At 64.8% G+C, this 21,455-nt stretch carries 19 protein-coding genes; 15 read left to right on the top strand and 4 right to left on the bottom strand.

Translation table 11 applies throughout. The annotated features are described in order from the left end of the window. Positions 1 to 30: 30 nt before the first annotated feature. The 4 genes from mmsB to ACQ4WQ_RS15265 form a co-directional block, all read right to left on the bottom strand. Complete coding sequence (mmsB, locus tag ACQ4WQ_RS15280; RefSeq protein ID WP_070218940.1) at positions 31 to 1,248, bottom strand: multiple monosaccharide ABC transporter permease; 1,218 nt, start codon at positions 1,246 to 1,248, stop codon at positions 31 to 33. Then, entirely contained in the window at positions 1,238 to 2,779 is a 1,542-nt protein-coding gene (mmsA, locus tag ACQ4WQ_RS15275) for a multiple monosaccharide ABC transporter ATP-binding protein (RefSeq protein WP_436498150.1), read from the bottom strand. Before mmsA ends, mmsB begins: the two co-directional genes overlap by 11 nt. 113 nt (positions 2,780 to 2,892) lie before the next feature. After that, entirely contained in the window at positions 2,893 to 3,915 is a 1,023-nt protein-coding gene (gene chvE / locus ACQ4WQ_RS15270) for a multiple monosaccharide ABC transporter substrate-binding protein (protein WP_414654751.1), read from the bottom strand. 50 nt (positions 3,916 to 3,965) lie between these two features. Then, entirely contained in the window at positions 3,966 to 4,247 is a 282-nt protein-coding gene (locus ACQ4WQ_RS15265; protein WP_436498148.1) for a hypothetical protein, read from the bottom strand. Between the two features lie 98 nt (positions 4,248 to 4,345). On the opposite strand from ACQ4WQ_RS15265, the gene ACQ4WQ_RS15260 reads away from it, so the two are divergent. The 15 genes from ACQ4WQ_RS15260 to gabD all read left to right on the top strand — a co-directional run bounded on the left by ACQ4WQ_RS15260 (position 4,346) and on the right by gabD (position 21,404). After that, positions 4,346 to 5,506, top strand: a complete 1,161-nt coding sequence (locus ACQ4WQ_RS15260; RefSeq protein WP_436498146.1) for a fumarylacetoacetate hydrolase family protein — start codon at positions 4,346 to 4,348, stop codon at positions 5,504 to 5,506. Between the two features lie 26 nt (positions 5,507 to 5,532). Next, on the top strand, positions 5,533 to 6,300 hold the full coding sequence (gene xylB / locus ACQ4WQ_RS15255) for a D-xylose 1-dehydrogenase (RefSeq protein WP_436498144.1): 768 nt from the start codon (positions 5,533 to 5,535) through the stop codon (positions 6,298 to 6,300). Then, entirely contained in the window at positions 6,297 to 8,084 is a 1,788-nt protein-coding gene (locus ACQ4WQ_RS15250) for an IlvD/Edd family dehydratase (RefSeq protein WP_436498142.1), read from the top strand. The genes xylB and ACQ4WQ_RS15250 overlap by 4 nt, the downstream gene beginning before the upstream one ends. A gap of 151 nt (positions 8,085 to 8,235) precedes the next feature. Further along, positions 8,236 to 9,210 carry a D-xylose ABC transporter substrate-binding protein gene (gene xylF, locus ACQ4WQ_RS15245; RefSeq protein WP_099377905.1) on the top strand — a complete coding sequence of 325 codons (975 nt, stop codon included), beginning with the start codon at positions 8,236 to 8,238 and terminating at the stop codon, positions 9,208 to 9,210. A gap of 74 nt (positions 9,211 to 9,284) precedes the next feature. Then, positions 9,285 to 10,868 (top strand): D-xylose ABC transporter ATP-binding protein, encoded by a 1,584-nt coding sequence (xylG, locus tag ACQ4WQ_RS15240; protein ID WP_436498140.1) that lies wholly within the window; start codon positions 9,285 to 9,287, stop codon positions 10,866 to 10,868. Then, a complete protein-coding gene (locus ACQ4WQ_RS15235; RefSeq protein ID WP_230504313.1) occupies positions 10,865 to 12,007 on the top strand; it encodes a sugar ABC transporter permease in 1,143 nt (380 codons plus the stop codon). The genes xylG and ACQ4WQ_RS15235 overlap by 4 nt, the downstream gene beginning before the upstream one ends. A 32-nt stretch (positions 12,008 to 12,039) precedes the next feature. Beyond that, complete coding sequence (locus ACQ4WQ_RS15230) at positions 12,040 to 13,239, top strand: XylR family transcriptional regulator (RefSeq protein ID WP_070218948.1); 1,200 nt, start codon at positions 12,040 to 12,042, stop codon at positions 13,237 to 13,239. After that, positions 13,236 to 14,003: an aldose epimerase family protein gene (locus ACQ4WQ_RS15225; protein WP_326457810.1), complete on the top strand. Its 768-nt coding sequence runs from the start codon at positions 13,236 to 13,238 to the stop codon at positions 14,001 to 14,003. Before ACQ4WQ_RS15230 ends, ACQ4WQ_RS15225 begins: the two co-directional genes overlap by 4 nt. Positions 14,004 to 14,087: 84 nt before the next feature. Continuing rightward, positions 14,088 to 15,101, top strand: a complete 1,014-nt coding sequence (locus ACQ4WQ_RS15220) for a 2-dehydro-3-deoxygalactonokinase (RefSeq protein ID WP_070218950.1) — start codon at positions 14,088 to 14,090, stop codon at positions 15,099 to 15,101. Continuing rightward, positions 15,098 to 16,828, top strand: coding sequence for an L-arabinonate dehydratase (gene araD / locus ACQ4WQ_RS15215; RefSeq protein WP_436498137.1), 1,731 nt, complete (start codon positions 15,098 to 15,100; stop codon positions 16,826 to 16,828). The genes ACQ4WQ_RS15220 and araD overlap by 4 nt, the downstream gene beginning before the upstream one ends. A 137-nt stretch (positions 16,829 to 16,965) precedes the next feature. Continuing rightward, positions 16,966 to 17,862, top strand: a complete 897-nt coding sequence (locus ACQ4WQ_RS15210; RefSeq protein ID WP_436498135.1) for an SMP-30/gluconolactonase/LRE family protein — start codon at positions 16,966 to 16,968, stop codon at positions 17,860 to 17,862. Between the two features lie 13 nt (positions 17,863 to 17,875). Continuing rightward, positions 17,876 to 18,529 (top strand): bifunctional 2-keto-4-hydroxyglutarate aldolase/2-keto-3-deoxy-6-phosphogluconate aldolase, encoded by a 654-nt coding sequence (locus ACQ4WQ_RS15205; protein WP_436498133.1) that lies wholly within the window; start codon positions 17,876 to 17,878, stop codon positions 18,527 to 18,529. Positions 18,530 to 18,595: 66 nt separating this feature from the next. After that, the gene (locus ACQ4WQ_RS15200) at positions 18,596 to 19,018 is read left to right on the top strand and encodes a CoA-binding protein (protein WP_436498131.1); all 423 of its coding nucleotides are present in this window, start codon (positions 18,596 to 18,598) and stop codon (positions 19,016 to 19,018) included. Next, positions 19,015 to 19,857, top strand: coding sequence for a PPK2 family polyphosphate kinase (locus ACQ4WQ_RS15195; protein ID WP_436498129.1), 843 nt, complete (start codon positions 19,015 to 19,017; stop codon positions 19,855 to 19,857). The genes ACQ4WQ_RS15200 and ACQ4WQ_RS15195 overlap by 4 nt, the downstream gene beginning before the upstream one ends. A 92-nt stretch (positions 19,858 to 19,949) precedes the next feature. Continuing rightward, entirely contained in the window at positions 19,950 to 21,404 is a 1,455-nt protein-coding gene (gabD, locus tag ACQ4WQ_RS15190) for an NADP-dependent succinate-semialdehyde dehydrogenase (protein ID WP_436498127.1), read from the top strand. Positions 21,405 to 21,455: the final 51 nt, after the last annotated feature.

Raw genomic sequence — 21,455 nt, 5'->3', positions numbered from 1 at the left:
AAGGCTCGAACCTGTGCTTCCTTGTTCTTCTCATTTATTTTTATTAATCACGTCGATGAACACGGCCGCCAGCAGCACCAGGCCCTTGATCACCTGCTGGTAATCGATGCCGATGCCCATGATGGACATGCCGTTGTTCATCACGCCCATGATGAAGGCGCCGATGACGGCTCCCATCACCTTGCCCACGCCGCCCGAGGCCGAGGCGCCGCCGATGAAGCAGGCGGCGATCACGTCCAGCTCGAAACCCGTGCCCGCCTTCGGCGTGGCCGTGTTCAGGCGCGCGGCGAAGATCAGGCCGGCCAGCGCGGCCAGCATGCCCATGTTGACGAAGGTGTAGAAGCTGACTCGTTCCGTCTTGATGCCCGACAGGCGCGCCGCCTTTTCGTTGCCGCCCACGGCGTACACGCGGCGGCCCAGCACGGTGCGGTTGGTGATGAAGGTGTAGGCGACGATGAGCAGCGACATCACGGCCAGCACATTGGGAAAACCGCGGTACGACGCCAGCAGGTAGCTGAAATACACCATCACGGCCGCGAAGATGGCGTTTTTCAGCAGGAAGAAGGCGCGCGGCTCGTTTTCCATGCCGTGTTTCAGTTGCTTGGCGCGGCTGCGCAGCGACGTGACGATCAGCGCCGCGGCGGCGATCACGCCCAGCAGCAGCGACAGGCCGCGCAGATTGTCGCCGCCGAACGGGTCGGGCAGGAAGCCGGAGCTGAGCATCTGGAAGCCTTCCGGGAAGGGACCGACCGACTGGCCTGCCAGCAGCGCCAGGGTCAGGCCCTTGAACACCAGCATGCCGGCCAGGGTGACGATGAAGGACGGGATTTTGAAGAAGGCGACGAAATAGCCTTGCGCGCCGCCGATGACGGCGCCGGCCAGCAGGCAGAGGATGCTGGCGGCGACAAAATGCATGTGGTAGTTGACGATCAGGACGGCGGCCAGCGCGCCGACGAAGCCGACCACCGAGCCGACGGATAAATCGATATGGCCGGCCACGATGACCATCAGCATGCCCAGCGCCATGATGACGATGTAGCTGTTCTGCAGCACCAGGTTCGTCAGGTTCAGCGGCTGCATCAGGGTGCCGTCCGTCATGTACTGGAAAAAGCCCATGATGACGATCAGCGAGAGCAGCATGCCGTAGTCGCGCATATTGTTTTTCAGGAAGCCGGCATAGCTTTTCGCTTGCGGCGCGGCCGCTGGCGCTGCTGCTGCCGGCGCGCCTGCTGTCAGTTTATTGTCCATTGTTTTCTCCGTGTGTAACGATCGCGCGCATGATGCGTTCCTGCGATGCTTCTGCCGCGCTCAGTTCTGCCGCGAAGCGGCCTTCGTTCATGACATAGATCCGGTCGCACATGCCCAGCAATTCCGGCATTTCCGAGGAAATCATGATGATGCATTTGCCTTCGGCGGCCAGTTCGCTGATGATGCTGTAGATCTCGTACTTGGCACCGACATCGATGCCGCGGCTCGGCTCATCGAGGATCAGCACGTCGGGGCGCGAAAACAGCCATTTCGCCAGCACCACTTTCTGCTGGTTGCCGCCGGACAGGTTGACCACCTTCTGCGCCACGCTCGAGCAACGGGTCTTGAGCTTGCGGCGAAACTCCTCGGCCACGCCGAATTCACGCTGCTCGTCGATCACCATGTGCTGCGAAATCGCGTCCAGGTTGGCCAGGCTGGTGTTCTTCTGGATGTCTTCCTCGAGGATCAGGCCCAGGCCCTTGCGGTCTTCCGTGACATACGCGAGGCCGTGCGCGATCGCCTTGCCGATGGTGCTGACGTCAATCTCCTGGCCATGCTTGAGCACCGTGCCGCTGATGCGCTGGCCGTAGGCGCGCCCGAAAATGCTCATCGCCAGTTCCGTGCGCCCGGAACCCATCAGGCCGGCGATGCCGATGATCTCGCCCTTTTTCGCGTGCATATTGATGCCCTTGATGACGGGGCGGTCCGCATGCTCGGGATGGAAGACGCGCCAGTCGCGCACCTCGAAAATGGTCTCGCCGATGGTGGGCGTGCGCGGCGGATAGCGGTCGGCCATTTCGCGTCCGACCATTTTTTCGATGATGCGGTCTTCGCTGACGGGTTCCGTGCGGCAGTCGAAGCTGTCGACCGTATTCCCATCGCGCAGCACCGTGATGGCATCGGCGACTCTTGAAATTTCATTGAGCTTGTGCGAAATCAGGATCGAGGCGATGCCCTGGGCTTTCAGGCCCAGCAGCAGGTCGAGCAGGGCCGCGCTGTCGCTCTCATTCAGGCTGGCCGTCGGTTCGTCGAGGATCAGCAGCTTGACGTCCTTGCACAGCGCCTTGGCGATCTCGATCAGCTGCTGCTTGCCCACGCCCAGGTTGGTGATCAGGGTGTCCGGGGACTCCTTCAGGCCGACTTTCTGCAGCAGTTCGCGCGTCTTCGCTTGCGCGTATTCCCAGTCGATGACGCCCATGCGGGCCGGCTCGTTGCCGAGAAAGATATTCTCGGCGATCGACAGCTGGGGCACCAGCGCCAGTTCCTGGTGGATGATGATGATGCCGATTTCTTCGCTGTCCTTGATGCCGCGGAAGTGCCGCGTCTGGCCCAGGTAATCGATGTCGCCCGTATAGCTGCCATGGCCGTAGACGCCGCTCAGCACTTTCATCAGGGTCGATTTGCCGGCGCCGTTTTCGCCGACGATGGCGTGGATCTCGCCGCTGCGTACCCGCAGGTTGACATTGTCGAGCGCAACGACGCCCGGGAATGTTTTGCGTATCCCGCGCATTTCCAGGATAGTGTTCGTCATATAACCTCTCTGGCACGGCCGCGCTGGTGGGCAGCGGTCGTGCGGCAGTCTTGTTCTTGATCGTGCGTGAAGCGAAAGGCCCGGCAGTGCCGGGCCTTCAGTACCTTGGATGCTTATTTCACTTGCGCTTCCGTGTAGTAGCCGCTGCCGGTGACGAGCACCTGCTTCCAGTTCGCCTTGTCGACGGTGACCGGTTTCAACAGGTAGGACGGCACGACCTTCACGCCGTTGTTATAGGTCTTGGTATCGTTGACGGCCGGCGTCTTGCCGCTCATCATCGCGTCGACCATGTTGGCCGTCACCTTGGCCAGTTCGCGCGTGTCCTTGAACACGGTCGATGCCTGTTCGCCGCGGATGATCGATTTCACCGACGGGATTTCCGCATCCTGGCCCGTCACGACGGGGAACGGCTGTTTCGGCGTGCCGTAGCCGACGCCCTTGAGCGAGGACAGGATGCCGATGCTCAAGCCGTCATACGGCGACAGCACCGCGTCGACGCGCGCATTGCCGTAGTAGGCGCTGAGCAGGTTGTCCATGCGGGCCTGCGCCACGGCGCCGTCCCAGCGCAGGGTGGCGACCTTTTCCATGCCCATCTGCTTCGAGCGCACCACCAGCTTGCCGCTGTCGATGTACGGTTTCAGGACCGACAGCGCGCCGTTGTAGAAGAAGTGCGCATTGTTGTCGTCGGCCGAGCCGCCGAACAGTTCGATATTGAACGGACCCTTGCCTTCCTTGAGTTTCAGCGCCGATTCGATATAACCCGCTTGCAGCACGCCGACCTGGAAGTTGTCGAAGGTGGCGTAGTAATCGATGTTTTTCGTGCCGCGGATCAGACGGTCATACGAAATGACCTTGATGCCCTTGTCGGCCGCCTTTTGCAGCACGTTCGACAAGGTGGTGCCGTCGATGGCGGCGATCACCAGCACCTTGGCGCCCTTGGTGATCATGTTTTCCACCTGCGCCAGCTGGTTCGGGATATCGTCGTCGGCAAACTGCAGGTCCGTCTTGTAGCCGCGCTCCTTGAATACCTTGACCATGTTGTCGCCGTCGGCGATCCAGCGCATGGACGACTTGGTCGGCATCGAGATGCCGATCGCGCCCTTGTCGGCGGCGCTTGCCATGGGCATTACCGCCATGCCGGAGATGGCCAGCGCCAGGCTCGCGGTCAGCATTTTCATTGTTGTTTTCATTTCAGGTCTCCACCGTCTTCGATAGTTGAATGTGCCAGGGCCGTCGTCCCACAGGGCGGGCTCCGTGCGGATGGCCGATTGCAGGCCACGGCTGATACTAGTTTGTCCATCCATCCCTCACCAATCACTTTTTTCGCATAGCCGATATCCAAAACGATATCGATAGGCCAATTGATGCGATGCGCCATTGCATGCTTTTCCGCCTGCGGAAAGGACGGGAACGGGGGCCGGGCGGCGGCTTTTTTTGGTGCACTGCAATACCAATAATCATCATTCAATTTGGTGATTTTCGTAATTGCGGCGACACAGGGCGGCGCGCAGAATCGGTCCGAACTTGAAGACCAGCCATCCCGACACGACCTTTTGAAAGCTTGCCATGCAGCCGATTTCCCCCGCCTCCCTGTTGCCCGCCGACCTGGCGCAGGCCCTCCTCATCGGCCGCATCTGGCGCGACGGCCCCTGCGTCGTCGCCGTGCGCGGCGGCGAGGTGGTCGACATCACACAGACGGTAGCGACGGTGGCCGAGTTGTTCGAACGCAGCGATGCGCTCGATATCGCCCGCCATGCGCCCGGCATCGCGCTCGGCCCCGTGCAGGCGCTGCTGGAACAAGCGCTGGCCGCGCCGGCTGGCGAGCCGCTGCTGCTGGCGCCGTGCGACCTGCAGGCCGTGAAGGCCTGCGGCGTGACCTTCGCCGTCAGCCTGCTCGAACGGGTGATCGAGGAACAGGCGGGCGGCGATGCGGCACGCGCGGCGAGCCTGCGCACCGCCCTCCAAACGACCCTGGGCGGCGACCTGTCCGCATTAAAACCGGGCTCGGACGCGGCGCAGCGGCTGAAACAGCAGCTGCAGCAGCGCGGCGCCTGGTCGCAATACATGGAAGTGGGCATCGGCCCCGATGCGGAAGTGTTTACCAAGGCGCAGCCGATGTCGTCGGTGGGCTGCGGCGCGCAGGTGGGCTTGCTGCCATCGTCCGCCTGGAACAACCCCGAGCCCGAGATCGTCCTGGCCGTCAACAGCCGCGGCGAGGTGCTGGGAGCGTCCCTGGGCAATGACGTCAACCTGCGCGACATCGAAGGGCGCAGCGCCCTGTTGCTGGGCAAGGCCAAGGATAACAACGGCTCCTGCGCCATCGGCCCCTTCATCCGCCTGTTCGACGAACACTTCACGCTCGACACCGTGCGCCAGGCGGAAGTGTCGCTGCTGATCGAGGGCGCGGACGACGGTTTTGTGCTCGAAGGCGCCAGCTTCATGCGCGAGATCAGCCGCGACCCGCTCGACCTGGTGCGCCAGACGGCAGGCCAGTACCACCAGTATCCGGACGGCTTCATGCTGTTCCTGGGGACCATGTTCTCGCCCGTGAAGGACCGTGGCGCGCAGGGTGGCGGCTTCACGCACCACCTGGGCGACCGCGTGACGATTGCCAGCGCCGCGCTGGGCGCGCTGGTCAACGAAGTGCAGCGCTGCGATGCGATTGCCCCCTGGACGTTCGGCGTGCGCGCGCTGTACCAGAACCTGGCCAAACGCGGTTTGCTTTGATCCGATTTTTTTAAAAGAGAGATAACATGCAGCATGCAACTTACCCCAGCCTGGCAGGCCAGCGCGTCGTCATCACGGGCGGCGGCACCGGCATCGGCGTGGCCATCGTCGAGGCGTTCGCGCGCCAGGGCGCCCACGTCACCTTCCTCGACATCGCCCGCGAAGCGTCGCTGGCGCTGCAGGAAAAGCTGGCCCACCTGCCGCAGCCGCCCGTTTTCCGCTATTGCGACCTGACGGATCTGGCGGCCCTGGCCGCCACCTTCGCCGAGATTGAACACAGCGCGGGCGCCACGGATATCCTCATCAACAACGCGGCCAATGACGACCGCCACCAGCTGCAGGACGTCACGCCCGCCTACTGGGACGAGCGCATCGCCGTCAACCTGCGCCACCAGTATTTCTGCGCCCAGGCAGTGGCGCCGGCCATGCGCGCCAAGGGCAGCGGCGTGATCCTCAACCTGGGTTCGATTTCCTGGCACCTGGCGCAGGCGAACCTGTCGATCTACATGACGGCCAAGGCCGGCATCGAGGGCTTGACGCGCGGCCTGGCGCGCGACCTGGGTGCCGACGGCATCCGCGTCAACTGCATCATTCCCGGCGCCGTGCGCACGCCGCGCCAGGAGCGGCTGTGGCATACGCCGGAAGCGGAAGCCGTGATCCTGCAGGGTCAATGCCTGCAGCTGCGCGTGGAGCCGGAAGACGTGGCGGCGCTGGCACTGTTCCTCGCGTCCGACAACGCGGCCAAGTGCGCGGGACGCGAATACTATGTCGACGCAGGCTGGTACGGCGCATGAGCACCCCAGGCAACCGCCAGGCGCGGCGTTTCCGCTCGCAGGACTGGTTCGACAATCCCGACCACATCGACATGACGGCGCTGTACCTCGAGCGCTTCATGAACTACGGCATCACGGCCGAGGAACTGCGTTCGGGCCGGCCCATCATCGGCATTGCGCAAAGCGGCAGCGATATCAGTCCCTGCAACCGCATCCACCTGGAGCTGGCCCAGCGCGTGCGCGACGGCATCCGCGACGCGGGCGGCATCCCGATGGAATTCCCGCTGCACCCGATCTTCGAGAACTGCCGCCGTCCCACGGCCGCGCTGGACCGCAACCTCGCGTATCTGGGCCTGGTGGAGATCCTGCATGGCTATCCGATCGACGCCGTGGTGCTGACGACGGGCTGCGACAAGACCACGCCGGCGCAATTGATGGCCGCCGCCACGGTGGACATTCCCGCCATCGTGCTGTCGGGCGGCCCCATGCTCGACGGCTGGATGGACGGCGAACTGGTCGGTTCCGGCGCGGCCATCTGGAAGGGCCGCCGCCAGCTGTCCGCCGGCTTGATCGACAACGACAAATTCCTGCAGATCGCCGCCGCCTCGGCGCCATCGGCCGGCCACTGCAACACCATGGGCACGGCATCGACCATGAATGCGCTGGCCGAGGCGCTGGGTATGTCCCTGACGGGTTGCTCGGCCATCCCCGCGCCGTACCGCGAACGGGGCCAGATCGCCTATGAGACGGGACGCCGCATCGTCGACATGGCGTTCGAGGACGTCCGTCCTTCAAGCATCCTCACGCGCGAGGCCTTCCTGGACGCCATCATCGTCAACGCGGCCATCGGCGGCTCCACCAACGCCCAGCCGCACCTGATGGCCATGGCGCGCCATGCGGGCGTGGCATTGCACTCGAGCGACTGGATGGCGCACGGCTACGACGTGCCGCTGCTGCTGAACATGCAGCCGGCCGGCAAATTCCTGGGTGAGCGCTTCCACCGCGCCGGCGGCGTGCCGGCCGTGATGTGGGAACTGCAGCAGGCGGGCTTGCTGCATGCGGACCGGTTGACGGTCACGGGCCAGAGCATGGCGGCCAACTTGCAAGGCCGCGAAAGCGCGGACCGCGAGATGATCCGCCCGTTTGCCGCGCCGCTGAAGGAAAAGGCCGGTTTCATGGCCTTGCAGGGCAACCTGTTCGACTTCGCCATCATGAAGACCAGCGTGATCTCGCCCGCTTTCCGCGAGCGCTATCTGTCGCGCCCCGGCAGCGAGGGTGTGTTCGAGGCGCGCGCCATCGTCTTTGACGGTTCAAGCGACTATCACGCGCGCATCAACGACCCGGCGCTCAATATCGACGACAGCTGCATGCTGGTCATGCGCGGCGCCGGTCCCGTGGGCTGGCCCGGTTCGGCCGAAGTGGTCAACATGCAGCCGCCCGACGCCTTGCTCAAGGCGGGCATTCTGAACTTGCCGACCCTGGGCGACGGGCGCCAGTCGGGCACCTCGGACAGTCCCTCGATCCTGAACGCGTCGCCGGAAAGCGCCGTGGGCGGCGGCCTGGCGCTGTTGCGCACGGGCGACATCATCCGCGTGGACCTGAACGGGGGGCAGTGCGACATGCTGGTCGAGGCACAGGAACTGGCGCGCCGCGCCCAGGAACTGCCGCCGCCCGTCAATGACAGCGCCACGCCGTGGCAGGAGCTCTACCGCGCCAGCGTGGGCCAGCTGGAAACGGGCGCCTGCATGGAGCTGGCCCTGAAATACCGCGCCGTGGGCCAGACCTTGCCGCGCCACAACCATTAGCAGTCGCAGCACGTAGGTCGGGTTAGCGCTGCGCGCGTAACCCGACACCACCACAGACATAAAATTTTTCAGCAGCACCCGCAGTGAAAAAACGTCGTTAATAAAATCCACAAGGAGACACACAATGAACAAGATCATCAGTGCAGCCATCATGACCGCCATGCTGGCATTGAGCAGCAGCGCCGCCCTGGCCGATGCGAAAAACCCGAAGATCGGTTTTTCCATCGACGACTTGCGCGTGGAACGCTGGACGCGCGACCGCGATTTCTTCATCGCCGCCGCCGAAAAGCAGGGCGCCAAGGTCTTCGTGCAGTCGGCCGACGCCAGCGAGCAGCGCCAGATTTCGCAGATCGAAAACCTGATCTCGCGCGGCGTCGATGTGCTGGTGATCGTGCCGTTCAACGCCACGGTGCTCAATAACACCGTCAAGGAAGCGAAAAAGGCCGGTATCAAGGTGCTGTCGTATGACCGCCTGATCCTGAACGCCGATATCGATGCGTATATCTCGTTCGACAACGAGAAAGTGGGCGAAATGCAGGCCGAAGGCGTGACCAAGCTGCAGCCGAAGGGCAATTACTATTTGCTGGGCGGTTCGCCGACCGACAACAACGCCAAGATGCTGCGCGAAGGCCAGATGAAGGTGCTCAAACCGTTCATCGACAAGGGCGACATCAAGATCGTCGGCCAGCAGTGGGTGAAGGACTGGAGCGCCACCGAAGCGCTGTCCATCGTGGAAAACGCGCTGACGGCCAACGGCAACAAGATCGACGCCATCGTCGCCTCGAACGACGGCACGGCCGGCGGCGCCATCCAGGCCCTGGCCGCGCAAAAACTGGCCGGCAAGGTGCCCGTCTCGGGCCAGGACGCCGATCTGGCGGCGGTGAAACGCGTCATCGCCGGCACGCAATCGATGACCGTCTACAAGCCATTGAAAACCATCGCTGCCGAAGCGGCCAAGCTGGCCGTGCAACTGGCGCGCAATGAAAAGCCGGCCTACAACTCCAGCTATGACAACGGCCTGAAAAAAGTCAGCACGGTGCTGCTCAAACCCACGCCCTTGACCAAGGCGAACGTGAACATTCTCGTCGATGACGGTTTCTATACCAAGGCGCAGCTGGGTAATTAAGTGGTGGTGTCGGGTTACGCGCTGCGCGCTAACCCGACCTACGCCTCCTTCCTGGTCAATAAATGTGAGCTCAGATGTCTGAATTTTTGCTTGAAATGAAAGGCATCGTCAAACAGTTTGGCGGTGTCCGCGCGCTCGACGGCATCGACCTGCAGGTGCGGGCCGGCGAGTGCATCGGCCTGTGCGGCGAGAATGGTGCCGGCAAGTCGACCCTGATGAAGGTGCTGTCCGGCGTGTACCCGCACGGCACCTGGGACGGCGAGATCCTGTGGGATGGCCAGCCCCTGCGCGCGCAATCGATCCGCGACACGGAAGACGCGGGCATCATCATCATCCACCAGGAACTGATGCTGGTGCCGCAGCTGTCCGTTGCCGAGAATATCTTCATGGGTCGCGAGCTTACCCTGCCCGGCGGGCGCATGCATTACGCGGCCATGTACAAGCGCGCCGACGAGCTGCTGCGCGAACTGAAAATTCCCGAACTGAACGTGGCGCAACCGGTGATGAATTACGGCGGCGGCCACCAGCAGCTGGTGGAAATCGCCAAGGCGCTCAACAAGAATGCGCGATTGCTGATACTCGACGAGCCGTCGTCGTCGCTGACGGCCTCGGAAATCGCCGTGCTGCTCGATATCCTGCGCGCGCTGAAAGCCAAGGGCGTCACCTGCATCTACATTTCGCACAAGCTCGATGAGGTGGCGGCCATCTGCGACACCATCGTCGTCATCCGCGACGGCAAGCATATCGCGACCACGCCGATGGCGCAGATGAACGTCGAGCGCATCATCGCGCAGATGGTGGGCCGCGAAATGAGCCAGCTGTATCCGCAGCGCGCAGTGGGGAACAATGCGCCTGCGGCCATCGGCGAAGTGCTGTTCGAGGCGCGCCACGTGAGCTGTATCGATGCCGACAACCCGCAGCGCAAGCGGGTCGACGACGTGTCGTTCACCCTGCGCAAGGGCGAGATCCTCGGCATCGCCGGCCTGGTGGGGGCGGGGCGCACGGAGCTCGTCTCGGCCCTGTTCGGCGCCTACCAGGGGCCGTGCCAGGCCGAAGTGTGGCTCGATGGCCGCCGCATCGACACTTCGTCCCCGCAAAAGGCCATCGCCATGGGCCTGGCCATGGTGCCGGAAGACCGCAAGCATCACGGCATCGTGCCGGATCTGGACGTGGGGCAGAACATCACCCTGGCCGTGCTGGAGCAATTCGCGCGCGCCACGCGCATCGATGGCGAGGCGGAATTGAAGGCCGTGCGCGGCGAGATCGCGCAGCTGGAACTGAAGGCGGCCAGCCCGTCGCTGCCCATTACGAGCCTGTCGGGCGGCAACCAGCAAAAGGCCGTGCTGGCCAAGATGCTGTTGACGCGCCCGCGCGTGCTGATCCTCGACGAACCCACGCGCGGCGTGGACGTGGGCGCCAAATATGAAATCTACAAACTGATGCTGGCGCTGGCCGACCGTGGCGTGGCCATCATCATGGTCTCGTCGGAACTGGCCGAAGTGCTGGGCGTGTCCGACCGCGTGCTGGTGATGGGCGAAGGCCGCCTGCGCGGCGACTTTATCAACGATGGCCTGAGCCAGGAAACCGTGCTGGCGGCGGCGCTGGACCAGCGCCCGGCACCCGCCGCCAACACCGCAAACAAGGAACCCGCAGCATGAAACCGCACAGTATCAAACAGCTGTTCACCCAATACAAGATGCTGGCCCTGCTGATCGCCGTGGCGCTGATCTGGGCCTTCTTTTCGTGGAAGACGGAGGGCAGCTTCCTCACGCCGCGCAACCTGTCGAATTTGCTGCGCCAGATGTCCGTCACCGGCATCCTCGCCTGCGGCATGGTGCTGGTGATTATCGCCGGCGAGATCGACCTGTCGATCGGCTCCCTGCTGGGGCTACTCGGCGGCATCGCCGCCGTGCTGGACGTCACGCAGCACTGGCCGCTGGCGCTGAACCTGATGGCGGTGCTCGGCTGCGGCCTGGTGATTGGCCTCTTGAATGGCTACCTGACGGCGTACCGGGGCATCCCGTCCTTCATCGTGGGACTGGGCGGCATGCTCGCGTACCGCGGCATCCTGCTGGGCATCACGGGCGGCATCACGATCGCGCCCGTCTCCGAGCCGATGGTCTACCTGGGACAGGGCTACCTGCCCGCAGTGCCCGGCATCGTGCTGGGCATCGGCCTGTTCCTGCTGGCCGCCTTCCTGACGTGGCGCGCGCGCGCCAGCCGCGCCCAGCATGGCTTGCCGCAGACGGCGTCGTGGGCCGACGGCCTGCGCCTGGCCGTCATCGGCGCCGTGCTGTATGCCTTCGTGCGGACCCTGAACGGCTATGAAGGTATTCCGCTGCCCGTGCTGCTGCTGCTGGCCCTGCTGGGGCTGTTCAGCTACATCACCAGCCAGACCGTGTTCGGCCGCCGCATCTACGCCGTCGGCAGCAATATGGAAGCGACGCGCCTGTCCGGCATCAATGTGAAAGCCGTCAAGCTGTGGATCTTCGGCATCATGGGCCTGATGTGCGCGTTGGCGGGCCTGATCAACACGGGCCGCCTGGCGGCAGGCTCGCCCTCGGCCGGCACCTTCAGCGAACTCGACGCCATCGCCGCCTGCTTCATCGGCGGCACCTCGATGCGCGGCGGTTCGGGCACCGTGTACGGCGCCCTGATTGGCGCGCTGGTGATGGCCAGCCTCGATAACGGCATGTCCATGCTGGACGTGGACACCTACTGGCAGATGATCGTGAAAGGCAGTATCCTCACCCTCGCCGTGTGGGTCGATGTCAGCACGCGAGCCGGACGCAGATAGCCGTGAAACGATCTGGCACGGGAGGAGACACCATGAAGATGCCGACCGCGCACCGGATCGCGCTGCTGTTTAACGGGAATAAGATCTACGACCGCGACATCATCGCGGGCATCGCCGCCTACCTGAACACCACGCGCGTGTCGTGGGACCTGTTCCTGGAAGAGGATTTCCGCTGCCGCCTGCCCGGCATCGAGCGCTGGCAGGGCGACGGCATCATCGCCGATTTCGACGATCCCGCCGTCTGCGCGGCGCTGGCGCACAGCCGCCTGCCCGTGGTGGCCGTGGGCGGCTCGTATGCGCGCGAGGACGATTACCCGGCCGGCATCCCGTACGTGGCGACCGATAATTTCAAGATCGTCAAGCTGGCCTATGAACACCTGGTGGAAGCGGGCTTGAGCCGCTTTGCCTGTTTCAGCCTGCCCGAGGCCGATGTCAACCGCTGGGCGCAGGAGCGCGAAACGGCGTTTTGCGCCCTGATGGAGCGCGACCACATGCGCGCCGACGTGTACCGGGGCGTGGCTACCAGCGCGCCGTCTTGGGACGAGGCGGTGGAGCAGCAGATCGCCTGGCTCAACAGCCTGGAAAAACCCGTCGGCATCATCGCCGTGAGCGACGCGCGCGCGCGCCAGCTGCTGCAAGCGTGCATGCATGCGGGCATCGCCGTGCCGGAGCAAGTGGCCCTGATCGGCATCGACAACGACCCGCTGGCGCGCATGCTCACGCGCATTCCCTTGAGTTCCGTGATCCAGGGCACCGAGGAAATGGGCCGCACGGCCGCGCATTTGCTGCACCAGATGCTCAACGGCGCGCGCCTGTCCGGCACGCGCATCCTCGTGCCGCCGGCCGGCCTGAACGTGCTCGCGTCCACGCGCCACCAGCCCTTCCAGCATCCGCAGGTGATGCAGGCGCGCCACTTCATCCGCCAGTACGCCTGCCAGGGCATCAAGACGGAGCAGGTGGCCGATTACGTGGGCGTGTCGCGCTCCTCGCTCGAAGCGCACTTCCGCCACGAGCTGGGGCGCAGCGTGCACGACGAGATCCTGCATTTCAAGCTCGATGCGGCCAAGACCCTGCTGGCGCGCGGGCCGGGACAGGTGGCCGAGGTGGCCGTGCGTTGCGGCTTTACCACGGTGCAGTACATGCACGCCGTCTTCAAGCGCGAACTTGGCTGCACGCCGCGCGAATTCCAGCAGCGCAGCCGGCCGCCGCCAGCGCCCGGGCAGGCGCCATGATGCATCTGCTGCGCAATGCGCGCGGCATGCGCGTGGCCATCGACGCGCACGATGCCAGCGTGCGGGCCTGGTGGGCGCCCGACCGTTATGGCCGCCTGGCCGATGTGCTGGGCGCGGCACCCTCTGCGGCGCACGCGTCCACGGGCTGGCGGTGCGACCCGCCGGACGACGGCCACTTGCTGCTGCGCCTGGCGCACGACGGCCTGTCGGTGCGACTGGCCTATCGGCTTGACGACGATGGCAGCCTGCACCTCGACTGCGCCGCCACGGCCGATGCGGTTTCCCGTTTTGCGCTTGCCGCGCCCCGCTTCAATCTGCAGGGCGGCCGTGCCGCTGTGGGCGACCATGTGCTGCGCCTGGCTGCGGACCGCTACTGGCCTGGCGGCCACTCTTGCAGCGCTCCGCTCGACGTGGCGGGCAGCGCGTTTGATTTCCGCCAGCCGGCGCCGCTCGCCTCACGCCTGGCCTGGCCCGCGCTGGCGCAATCGGCGGGATTCCGGCATGACTTTTACTGGACGGGCAGCGGCCAGCTGCGCGAGGCGGCGCAGGTTGCCGACCCCGCTTCCGGCCGGGTCCTGCGTTTTTCCAGCACCCAGGACAGCTGCCATCTGTATTCCGATGCGCGCTGTTTTTCCCTGCTGGCGCAGGGCGTGCAATTGCAGCCGGGACAGGTGAAGCGGTTCCAGCTCGCCTACCGTTTGGGCGTGCAGGATATCGATGCGTTTGACATATCCGAACCGGTATCAATGATGTCAAATAAGTGATTGGTCAGATATGCGGGGCAGTTCTACCATGAGGTAGTTTTTCCCTCATTTATTTTTGCCCTTACCGACGCTGCGAACCTGCCCATGAACATACTCACCATCGATGCCGGCACCACCAATACGCGTACCTTGCTGTGGCGCGGCGGCGCCGTCGTCGCCCAGGCGCAGCTGGAAACGGGCGTGCGCAATACCGCCATCGATGGCCATAACGGCGCGCTGAAACAGGCGCTGCGCGACACCATCGCCAGCGTGCTGGCCAGCGCGGGCATCGCGCCGTCGGCCGTGGACCTGGCGCTCGCTTCGGGCATGATCAGTTCGCCCATGGGCGTGCAGGAAGTGCCGCATTTGCCGGCGCCCGCCGGCCTGGCCCAGCTGGCCCAAGGCATGCAGGCGGTGGACTTGCCCGACGTGCTGGCGCAGCCCCTGTGGCTGATTCCCGGCGTGCGCAACCAGCATGGCGCCGTCGGCCTGCATAACGTCGAAGCGATGGACATGATGCGCGGAGAAGAGACGGAAGTCGTCGCGCTGCTCGAGCGCCTGCAGTTGCGCGGCGCGGCGACCCTGATCATGCCCGGTTCGCATACCAAACTGATCAGCGTCGACGAGCAGCGCCGCATCCTCGGCTGCAGCACCACCATCGCCGGGGAATTGCTGCAGGCGATCACGCAGCACACCTTGATCAAGCAATCGGTCGATGGCGGTTTTGCCCAGACCCTGGTGCCGAAAATGCTGCTGGCCGGCGCGGCCGCGGCGCAAAAAACGGGGCTGGCGCGCGCCTGTTTCAGCGTGCGCACCCTGGGCCAGTTCAGCGCGATCGAATGCAATGAGCGGGCCAATTTCCTGATGGGCGCCGTCCTCAGCGGCGACCTGCTGGCGCTGCGCAACAGCACCGCCATCCAGATGCGGCCCGATACGCCGCTCGTCATTACCGGCAAGCCCATGCTGCGCCAGGCGCTCGGCCTGCTGATCGAAGAACATGGATTTTTTTATGGCAAGCGCATCATCGTCGACGACCAGCAGCAAGACTATCTGGCCGGTCACGGTGCGCTGCTGATCGCCGCCGCGCGCGGCTTGATTTCCCCGCAGGAGACAGTATGAGCAGCAACAAGAACAAGCGTCCCTTGCGTTCGCAAGCGTGGTTTGGCGGCGACGACAAGGACAGTTTCATTCACCGCAGCTGGATGAAGAACCAGGGCTATCCCAGCGACGCTTTCGATGGCCGTCCCGTCATCGGCATCTGCAATACCTGGTCCGAACTGACGCCCTGCAATGGCCATTTCCGCGACTTGGCCGAGATGGTCAAGCGCGGCGTGCTTGAAGCGGGCGGCTTTCCCGTCGAATTTCCCGTCATGTCGCTGGGCGAGACGAATCTGCGCCCGACGGCCATGCTGTTCCGTAACCTGGCCAGCATGGATGTGGAAGAATCGATCCGCGCCAACCCCATCGACGGCGTGGTGCTGCTGACGGGCTGCGACAAGACCACCCCTGCCTTGCTGATGGGCGCGGCCAGCGTGGACTTGCCCACCATCGTGCTGTCGGGCGGCCCCATGCTGAACGGGAATTACCGGGGCAAGCCGATCGGCTCGGGCACGGACGTGTGGAAGTTTTCCGAAGACGTGCGCGCCGGGCGCATGACCTCAAACGAATTCAAGCAGGCCGAATCGTGCATGTCGCGTTCCGCCGGCCACTGCATGACCATGGGCACGGCCTCGACCATGGCCAGCATGGTCGAGGCACTGGGCGTGACCCTGCCCGGCAATGCGGCCATTCCCGCCGTCGATGCGCGCCGCAAGCTGCAGGCGCAGCTGACGGGCCGGCGCATCGTCGACATGGTGCATGAAGACCTGAAACTGTCGCAGATCCTCACGCGCGAAGCGTTTGAAAACGCCATCATGGTCAACGGCGCCATCGGCGGCTCGACCAATGCCGTGATCCACCTGCTGGCCATTGCCGGGCGCATCGGCGTCGACATGCGCCTGGGCGACTGGGACCGCCTGGGCCGCGACATTCCCTGTTTGCTCAACCTGATGCCGTCGGGCCAGTACCTGATGGAAGACTTTTACTATGCGGGCGGCCTGCCCGTGATCATCCGCGACCTGCTGGGCAAATTGCATGGCGAGGCGCTCACCGTCACGGGCGCGACCATGGCCGTCAACGTGGCCGAGGCGGAAAATTTCAATCCCGAGGTGATCACGCCGCTGGCGCAGCCATTCAAGGACGAAGGCGGCATCGCCGTCCTGCAGGGCAACCTGGCCCCGCGCGGCGCCGTCATCAAGCCCTCGGCCGCGTCGCCCGAGCTGATGCAGCACCGTGGCCGCGCCGTCGTCTTCAACAGCATCGAGCATTACAAAAAGCGCGTCGACGATCCCGCGCTCGACATCGACGCTAGCTGCGTGATGGTGCTGCAAAATTGCGGCCCGCAGGGCTATCCGGGCATGGCCGAGGTGGGCAATATGGGATTGCCGAAAAAACTGCTGGAGCAGGGCGTGCGCGACATGGTGCGCATCTCGGACGCGCGCATGAGCGGCACGGCCTACGGCACGGTGGTGCTGCACGTGGCGCCGGAAGCGGCCGTGGGCGGGCCGCTGGCGCTGGTGCGCGACGGCGACATGATCGAACTGGACGTGGCGGGACGGCGCTTGCACCTGGACGTCGACGAGGCCGAGCTGGCGCGCCGGCGCGCCGACTGGAGCGCGCCGCCACCGGCCATGAAGGGCGGCTACCAGTCGATGTACATCAAGCACGTGACGCAGGCCGACGAGGGCGCGGACCTCGATTTCCTCGTCGGCTGCCGGGGATCTGCCGTGCCGCGCGAGTCACATTGATAACGCACGATCAAACCTGCTGCGCGTCGTCATTTGCGGCCTCGATGCTCACTGTGCTCAAGCACAGTTGCGCGTCTCGGTCACAACTGACTTCCGCTCGCGACGGTTTTATCATGCGTTAAGTTAATAAAGGAAAAATGATGGGGACACAGGCCCAATTACTGGTCGATGCGCAGAACTTCCTGGGCGAGGGCGTGCGCTGGTGCGAACGCAGCGGCCGCGTTTTCTGGACGAATATCGAAGGCTGCCAGCTGCATGCGCTGGTGCTGAGCACGGGGGAGCGCCAGCGCTGGACCATGCCCGAGCGCCTGGCCTGTTTCGCGCTGACGGACCGCGACGACGTGCTGCTGCTGGGACTGGCCTCGCGCCTGGCGTGGTTCGACGCGCGCAGCGGGGCCGTCACGCGCTTGCACACGGTGGAGGGGGACCTGCCCATGACGCGCCTGAATGACGGCCGCTGCGACCGCCAGGGGCGCTTTGTCTTCGGCACGCTCGATGAGCGGCCGTGCCGCGACGCCGTCGCCAGCTTCTACCGCCTCAACCTGGACTTGAGCCTGGAACGGCTGCCGCTGCCGCAGATCGCCATCTCGAACAGCATCTGCTTCAGCGTCGACGGCACGGCCATGTATTTTTGCGACTCGATGAAGAAGGCGATCTACCGTTGGGATGATTACCTGGGCGGCGACGCCAGCCGGGTGCGCGTGTTTGCCGTGCTCGGTCCTGGCCCCGGCGCCGCCGACGGCGCCACCATCGACGCGGATGACTACCTGTGGAGCGCGCAGTGGGGCGCGGGCAGGGTCTTGCGCTTCGCCCCGGACGGCAGCGTCGAGCGCAATATCAGCCTGCCCGTCTCGCAGCCCAGCTGCGTGAGCCTGGGCGGCCCGCACTACGACGAATTGTTCGTCACCACGGCGCAGGAAAGCTTGACCCCGGCCCAGCTGGCGGGCGAACCGCTGGCCGGCGGATTGTTTCATGCGCGCCAGGTGGGCGTGCGCGGTTTACCGGAAGTGCGCTTTGGCGCCCTGCCGGCCTGACAGGAGAGAGCAGATGCAGAAGCACATGGTTTTCAACGGCATCCTCGAACGGGGCATGGTCGGTATCGTACGCGCCAATTCGGCGCAGGCGGCCGTGCAGATCGCCGAGGCGTGCATCGCCGGCGGCATCACGGCGCTGGAAGTGGCGTTCACCACGCCCGATACCCTGGGCGTGCTGCGCACCCTGCGCGAACGCCATGGTCCTGAGGTGCTGCTGGGCGCGGGCACGGTGCTCGACACGGAGACGGCGCGCGCCGCCATCCTGGCCGGCGCCCAGTTCATCATCTCGCCAAGCGTCAACGTGGAGACCATCGCGCTGTGCCAGCGCTACCAGGTGCTGTCCATGCCGGGGGCGATGACGCCGACGGAGATCGTCACGGCCCTGCAGGCGGGTGCCGACATCGTCAAGGTCTTCCCCGCCGAGATGTTCGGCCCCGCCTACATCAAGGCCTTGCGCGCACCGTTGCCGCAAGCGCCGCTGATGCCGACGGGCGGCGTGACGGTGGAGAACCTGCACGAATGGTTTGCCAGCGGCGCCGTGGCCGTGGGCATCGGCAGCAGCCTGAGTGGTCCGGGCGCCACGGGCGATTACGCGGCCGTGACGGCGCGCGCGCAGGCCTTCGTGGCGAAGATGGCGGCCGTGCGGACTTCCAGGACTGCTGGATAGCTCCCTGCATCGGATAATTCTGCTACGCTAGGCGGGCAATGTCGCACGCCCAACCACGAACAGAATATGTCCAACATCGCCCGCATCCTGCAAGAGAGCCGCATCATCGCCATCGTCGGCATGTCCGACAAGCCCGAACGCGCCAGCCATGAAGTGGCCGACTACCTGCTGCGGCAGGGCTACCGCGTGCTGCCCGTCAATCCGGCCCTCGCCGGGCGCGACGTGCTGGGGCAGCGCGCCTACGCCACCCTGACGCAGGCCGCGGCGGCCGTCGCGCCGTCGCGCATCGACATCGTCGACTGTTTCCGCAAGTCCGAGGATATCCTGCCGATCGCCGAGGAAGCCATCGCCGTCAAGGCCGGCTGCCTGTGGCTGCAGCTCGACGTCGTCAACGAGCAGGCGGCGCAGCTGGCGCGCGCGGCAGGCCTGGACGTGGTGATGGACCATTGCACAAAAATCGAGCACCGCAAGCTGGCGGTGGCGGCATGAAGGCGCGCACCCAATTCCGGGCCGGCAAAGGCTTTGATCTGAGCGAGGATTTCGCCGGCAAGCGCCTGCTGGGCGCAGCCACCAAGGCAGCGAACAAGAAGCTGACGGCGGCCCAGTGCAAGGCCCTGGACATCGAGGAAACCGTGGCGCTGACGGCGCAGATCGCCGAGTGCCAGAGCATGCTGTACGCGCAGCACAAGAAAAAAGTGCTGCTGGTCTTGCAGGGCATGGATACCTCGGGCAAGGATGGCACGGTGAAGGCCATCTTCAGCAATATCAACCCGATGGGCATCCGCGCCGTGGCGTTCAAGGGCCCCACCGATATCGAACTGGCGCACGACTACCTGTGGCGCGTGCACCAGCACGTGCCCGTGAAGGGCGAGATCGCCATCTTCAACCGCAGCCACTACGAGGATGTGCTGATCACGCGCGTGCAGGACATGATCGACAAGGCCGAATGCCGGCGCCGCTACGCGCATATCCGCGATTTCGAGCGCATGCTGAGCGAAACGGGCACCGTCATCCTGAAAGTCTTCCTGCATATCTCGAAGGACGAGCAGCGCGGACGGCTGCAGGAGCGGCTCGACGATCCCGACCGCCAGTGGAAGTTCGACCCTAACGATATCGCCCAGCGCAAGAAGTGGGATGGCTACCAGCGCGCGTATGAAACGGCGATCCGCGAGACCGATGCCGACCACGCGCCGTGGTATGTGGTGCCGTCCAATTCCAAGACCCAGCGCAACCTCGTGGTCGCGTCCCTGCTGCTGGAAACCCTGCAGGCCATGAAGCTGGAATACCCGGCGCCGGACCCGAAACTGTCGTCTTTCAAGGTCGAGTAGAGGCCAGGGCAGTTCAGCGCTGCGCCTGCGGAATCGGCCGCGCTGTGGCATAGTATCCCTCGTCGATAATTCAAACCAGACCGGAGATCCATATGCTGCAGTTGAAAGATCCTACCTTGTTGCGTCACCAGGCTTACGTGAATGGAGCCTGGGTCGATGCCGATGGCGGCCAGACGATTAATGTGAGCAATCCCGCCACGGGCGAGCATCTCGGCACGGTGCCCCTGATGGGCGCGGCCGAGACGCGCCGTGCCATCGAGGCGGCCAATGCCGCCTGGCCCGCCTGGCGCAAGAAGACGGCCAAGGAGCGCGCGGCCGTGCTGCGCCGCTGGCATGACCTGATCCTGGAAAACGCCGACGATCTGGCGCTGATCATGACCACCGAGCAGGGCAAGCCCCTGCCGGAAGCGAAGGGCGAAGTGCAGTTCGGCGCCTCGTTCATCGAGTGGTTTGCCGAAGAAGGCAAGCGCGTGGCGGGCGATACCCTGCAATCGCCGTGGCCCGACCGCCGCCTGGTCATCACCAAGGAGCCGATTGGCGTGTGCGCCGCCATCACGCCGTGGAATTTCCCCGCCGCCATGATCACCCGCAAGGTCGGCCCGGCCCTGGCCGCCGGCTGCCCGATGGTCTTGAAACCGGCCGAGGCAACGCCGTTTTCCGCGCTGGCGCTGGCCGTGCTGGCCGAGCGCGCGGGCGTGCCGGCGGGCGTGTTCAGCATCGTCACGGGCGCGCCGAAAGATATCGGCGGCGAAATGACGTCGAACCCCATCGTGCGCAAGCTGACGTTTACGGGTTCCACGCAAGTGGGCCGTTTGCTGGCGGAACAGTGCGCGCCGACGATCAAGAAACTGTCGCTGGAACTGGGCGGCAATGCGCCGTTCATCGTCTTCGACGACGCCGACCTGGATGCGGCCGTGGAAGGGGCCATCGCCTCGAAATACCGCAATGCGGGCCAGACCTGCGTGTGCGCCAACCGCCTGTACGTGCAGGACAGTGTGTACGACGCGTTTGCCGACAAGCTGGTGGCCGCCGTGGCCAAGCTGAAGGTGGGCAATGGCATCGAGGCGGGCGTCACGCAAGGCCCGCTGATCGACGCCAAGGCCGTCGCCAAGGTGGAAGAGCACGTGGCCGACGCGCTGGGCAAGGGCGGCCGCCTGCTGGCCGGCGGCAAGCGCCATGCGCTGGGCAACGGTTTCTTCGAGCCGACCATCATCGCCGACGTGACGAACGACATGCGCGTGGCCACCGAGGAAACCTTCGGCCCGCTGGCGCCCCTGTTCCGCTTCAAGACGGACGATGAAGTCATCGCCCTGGCCAACAACACGGAATTCGGCCTGGCGGCCTACTTCTATTCGCGCGACATCGGCCGTATCTGGCGCGTGGCAGAAGGCCTGGAAACGGGCATGGTCGGCGTCAACACGGGCCTGATCTCGAACGAGATCGCCCCCTTCGGCGGCGTCAAGCAATCGGGCCTGGGCCGTGAAGGGTCGACCTACGGTATCGAGGACTATCTCGTCATCAAGTACATCTGCATGGGCGGTATCTAGGATGCTTGATTAAATCTACTGCGCGGCGCGCTTTCCGGCCTGCGATGCTCG

Origin of the sequence: Janthinobacterium goodfellowi, assembly GCF_051380695.1 — a bacterium.
Lineage (GTDB): Bacteria > Pseudomonadota > Gammaproteobacteria > Burkholderiales > Burkholderiaceae_D > Janthinobacterium.
This window is presented reverse-complemented; position numbering and strand designations above follow the sequence as displayed.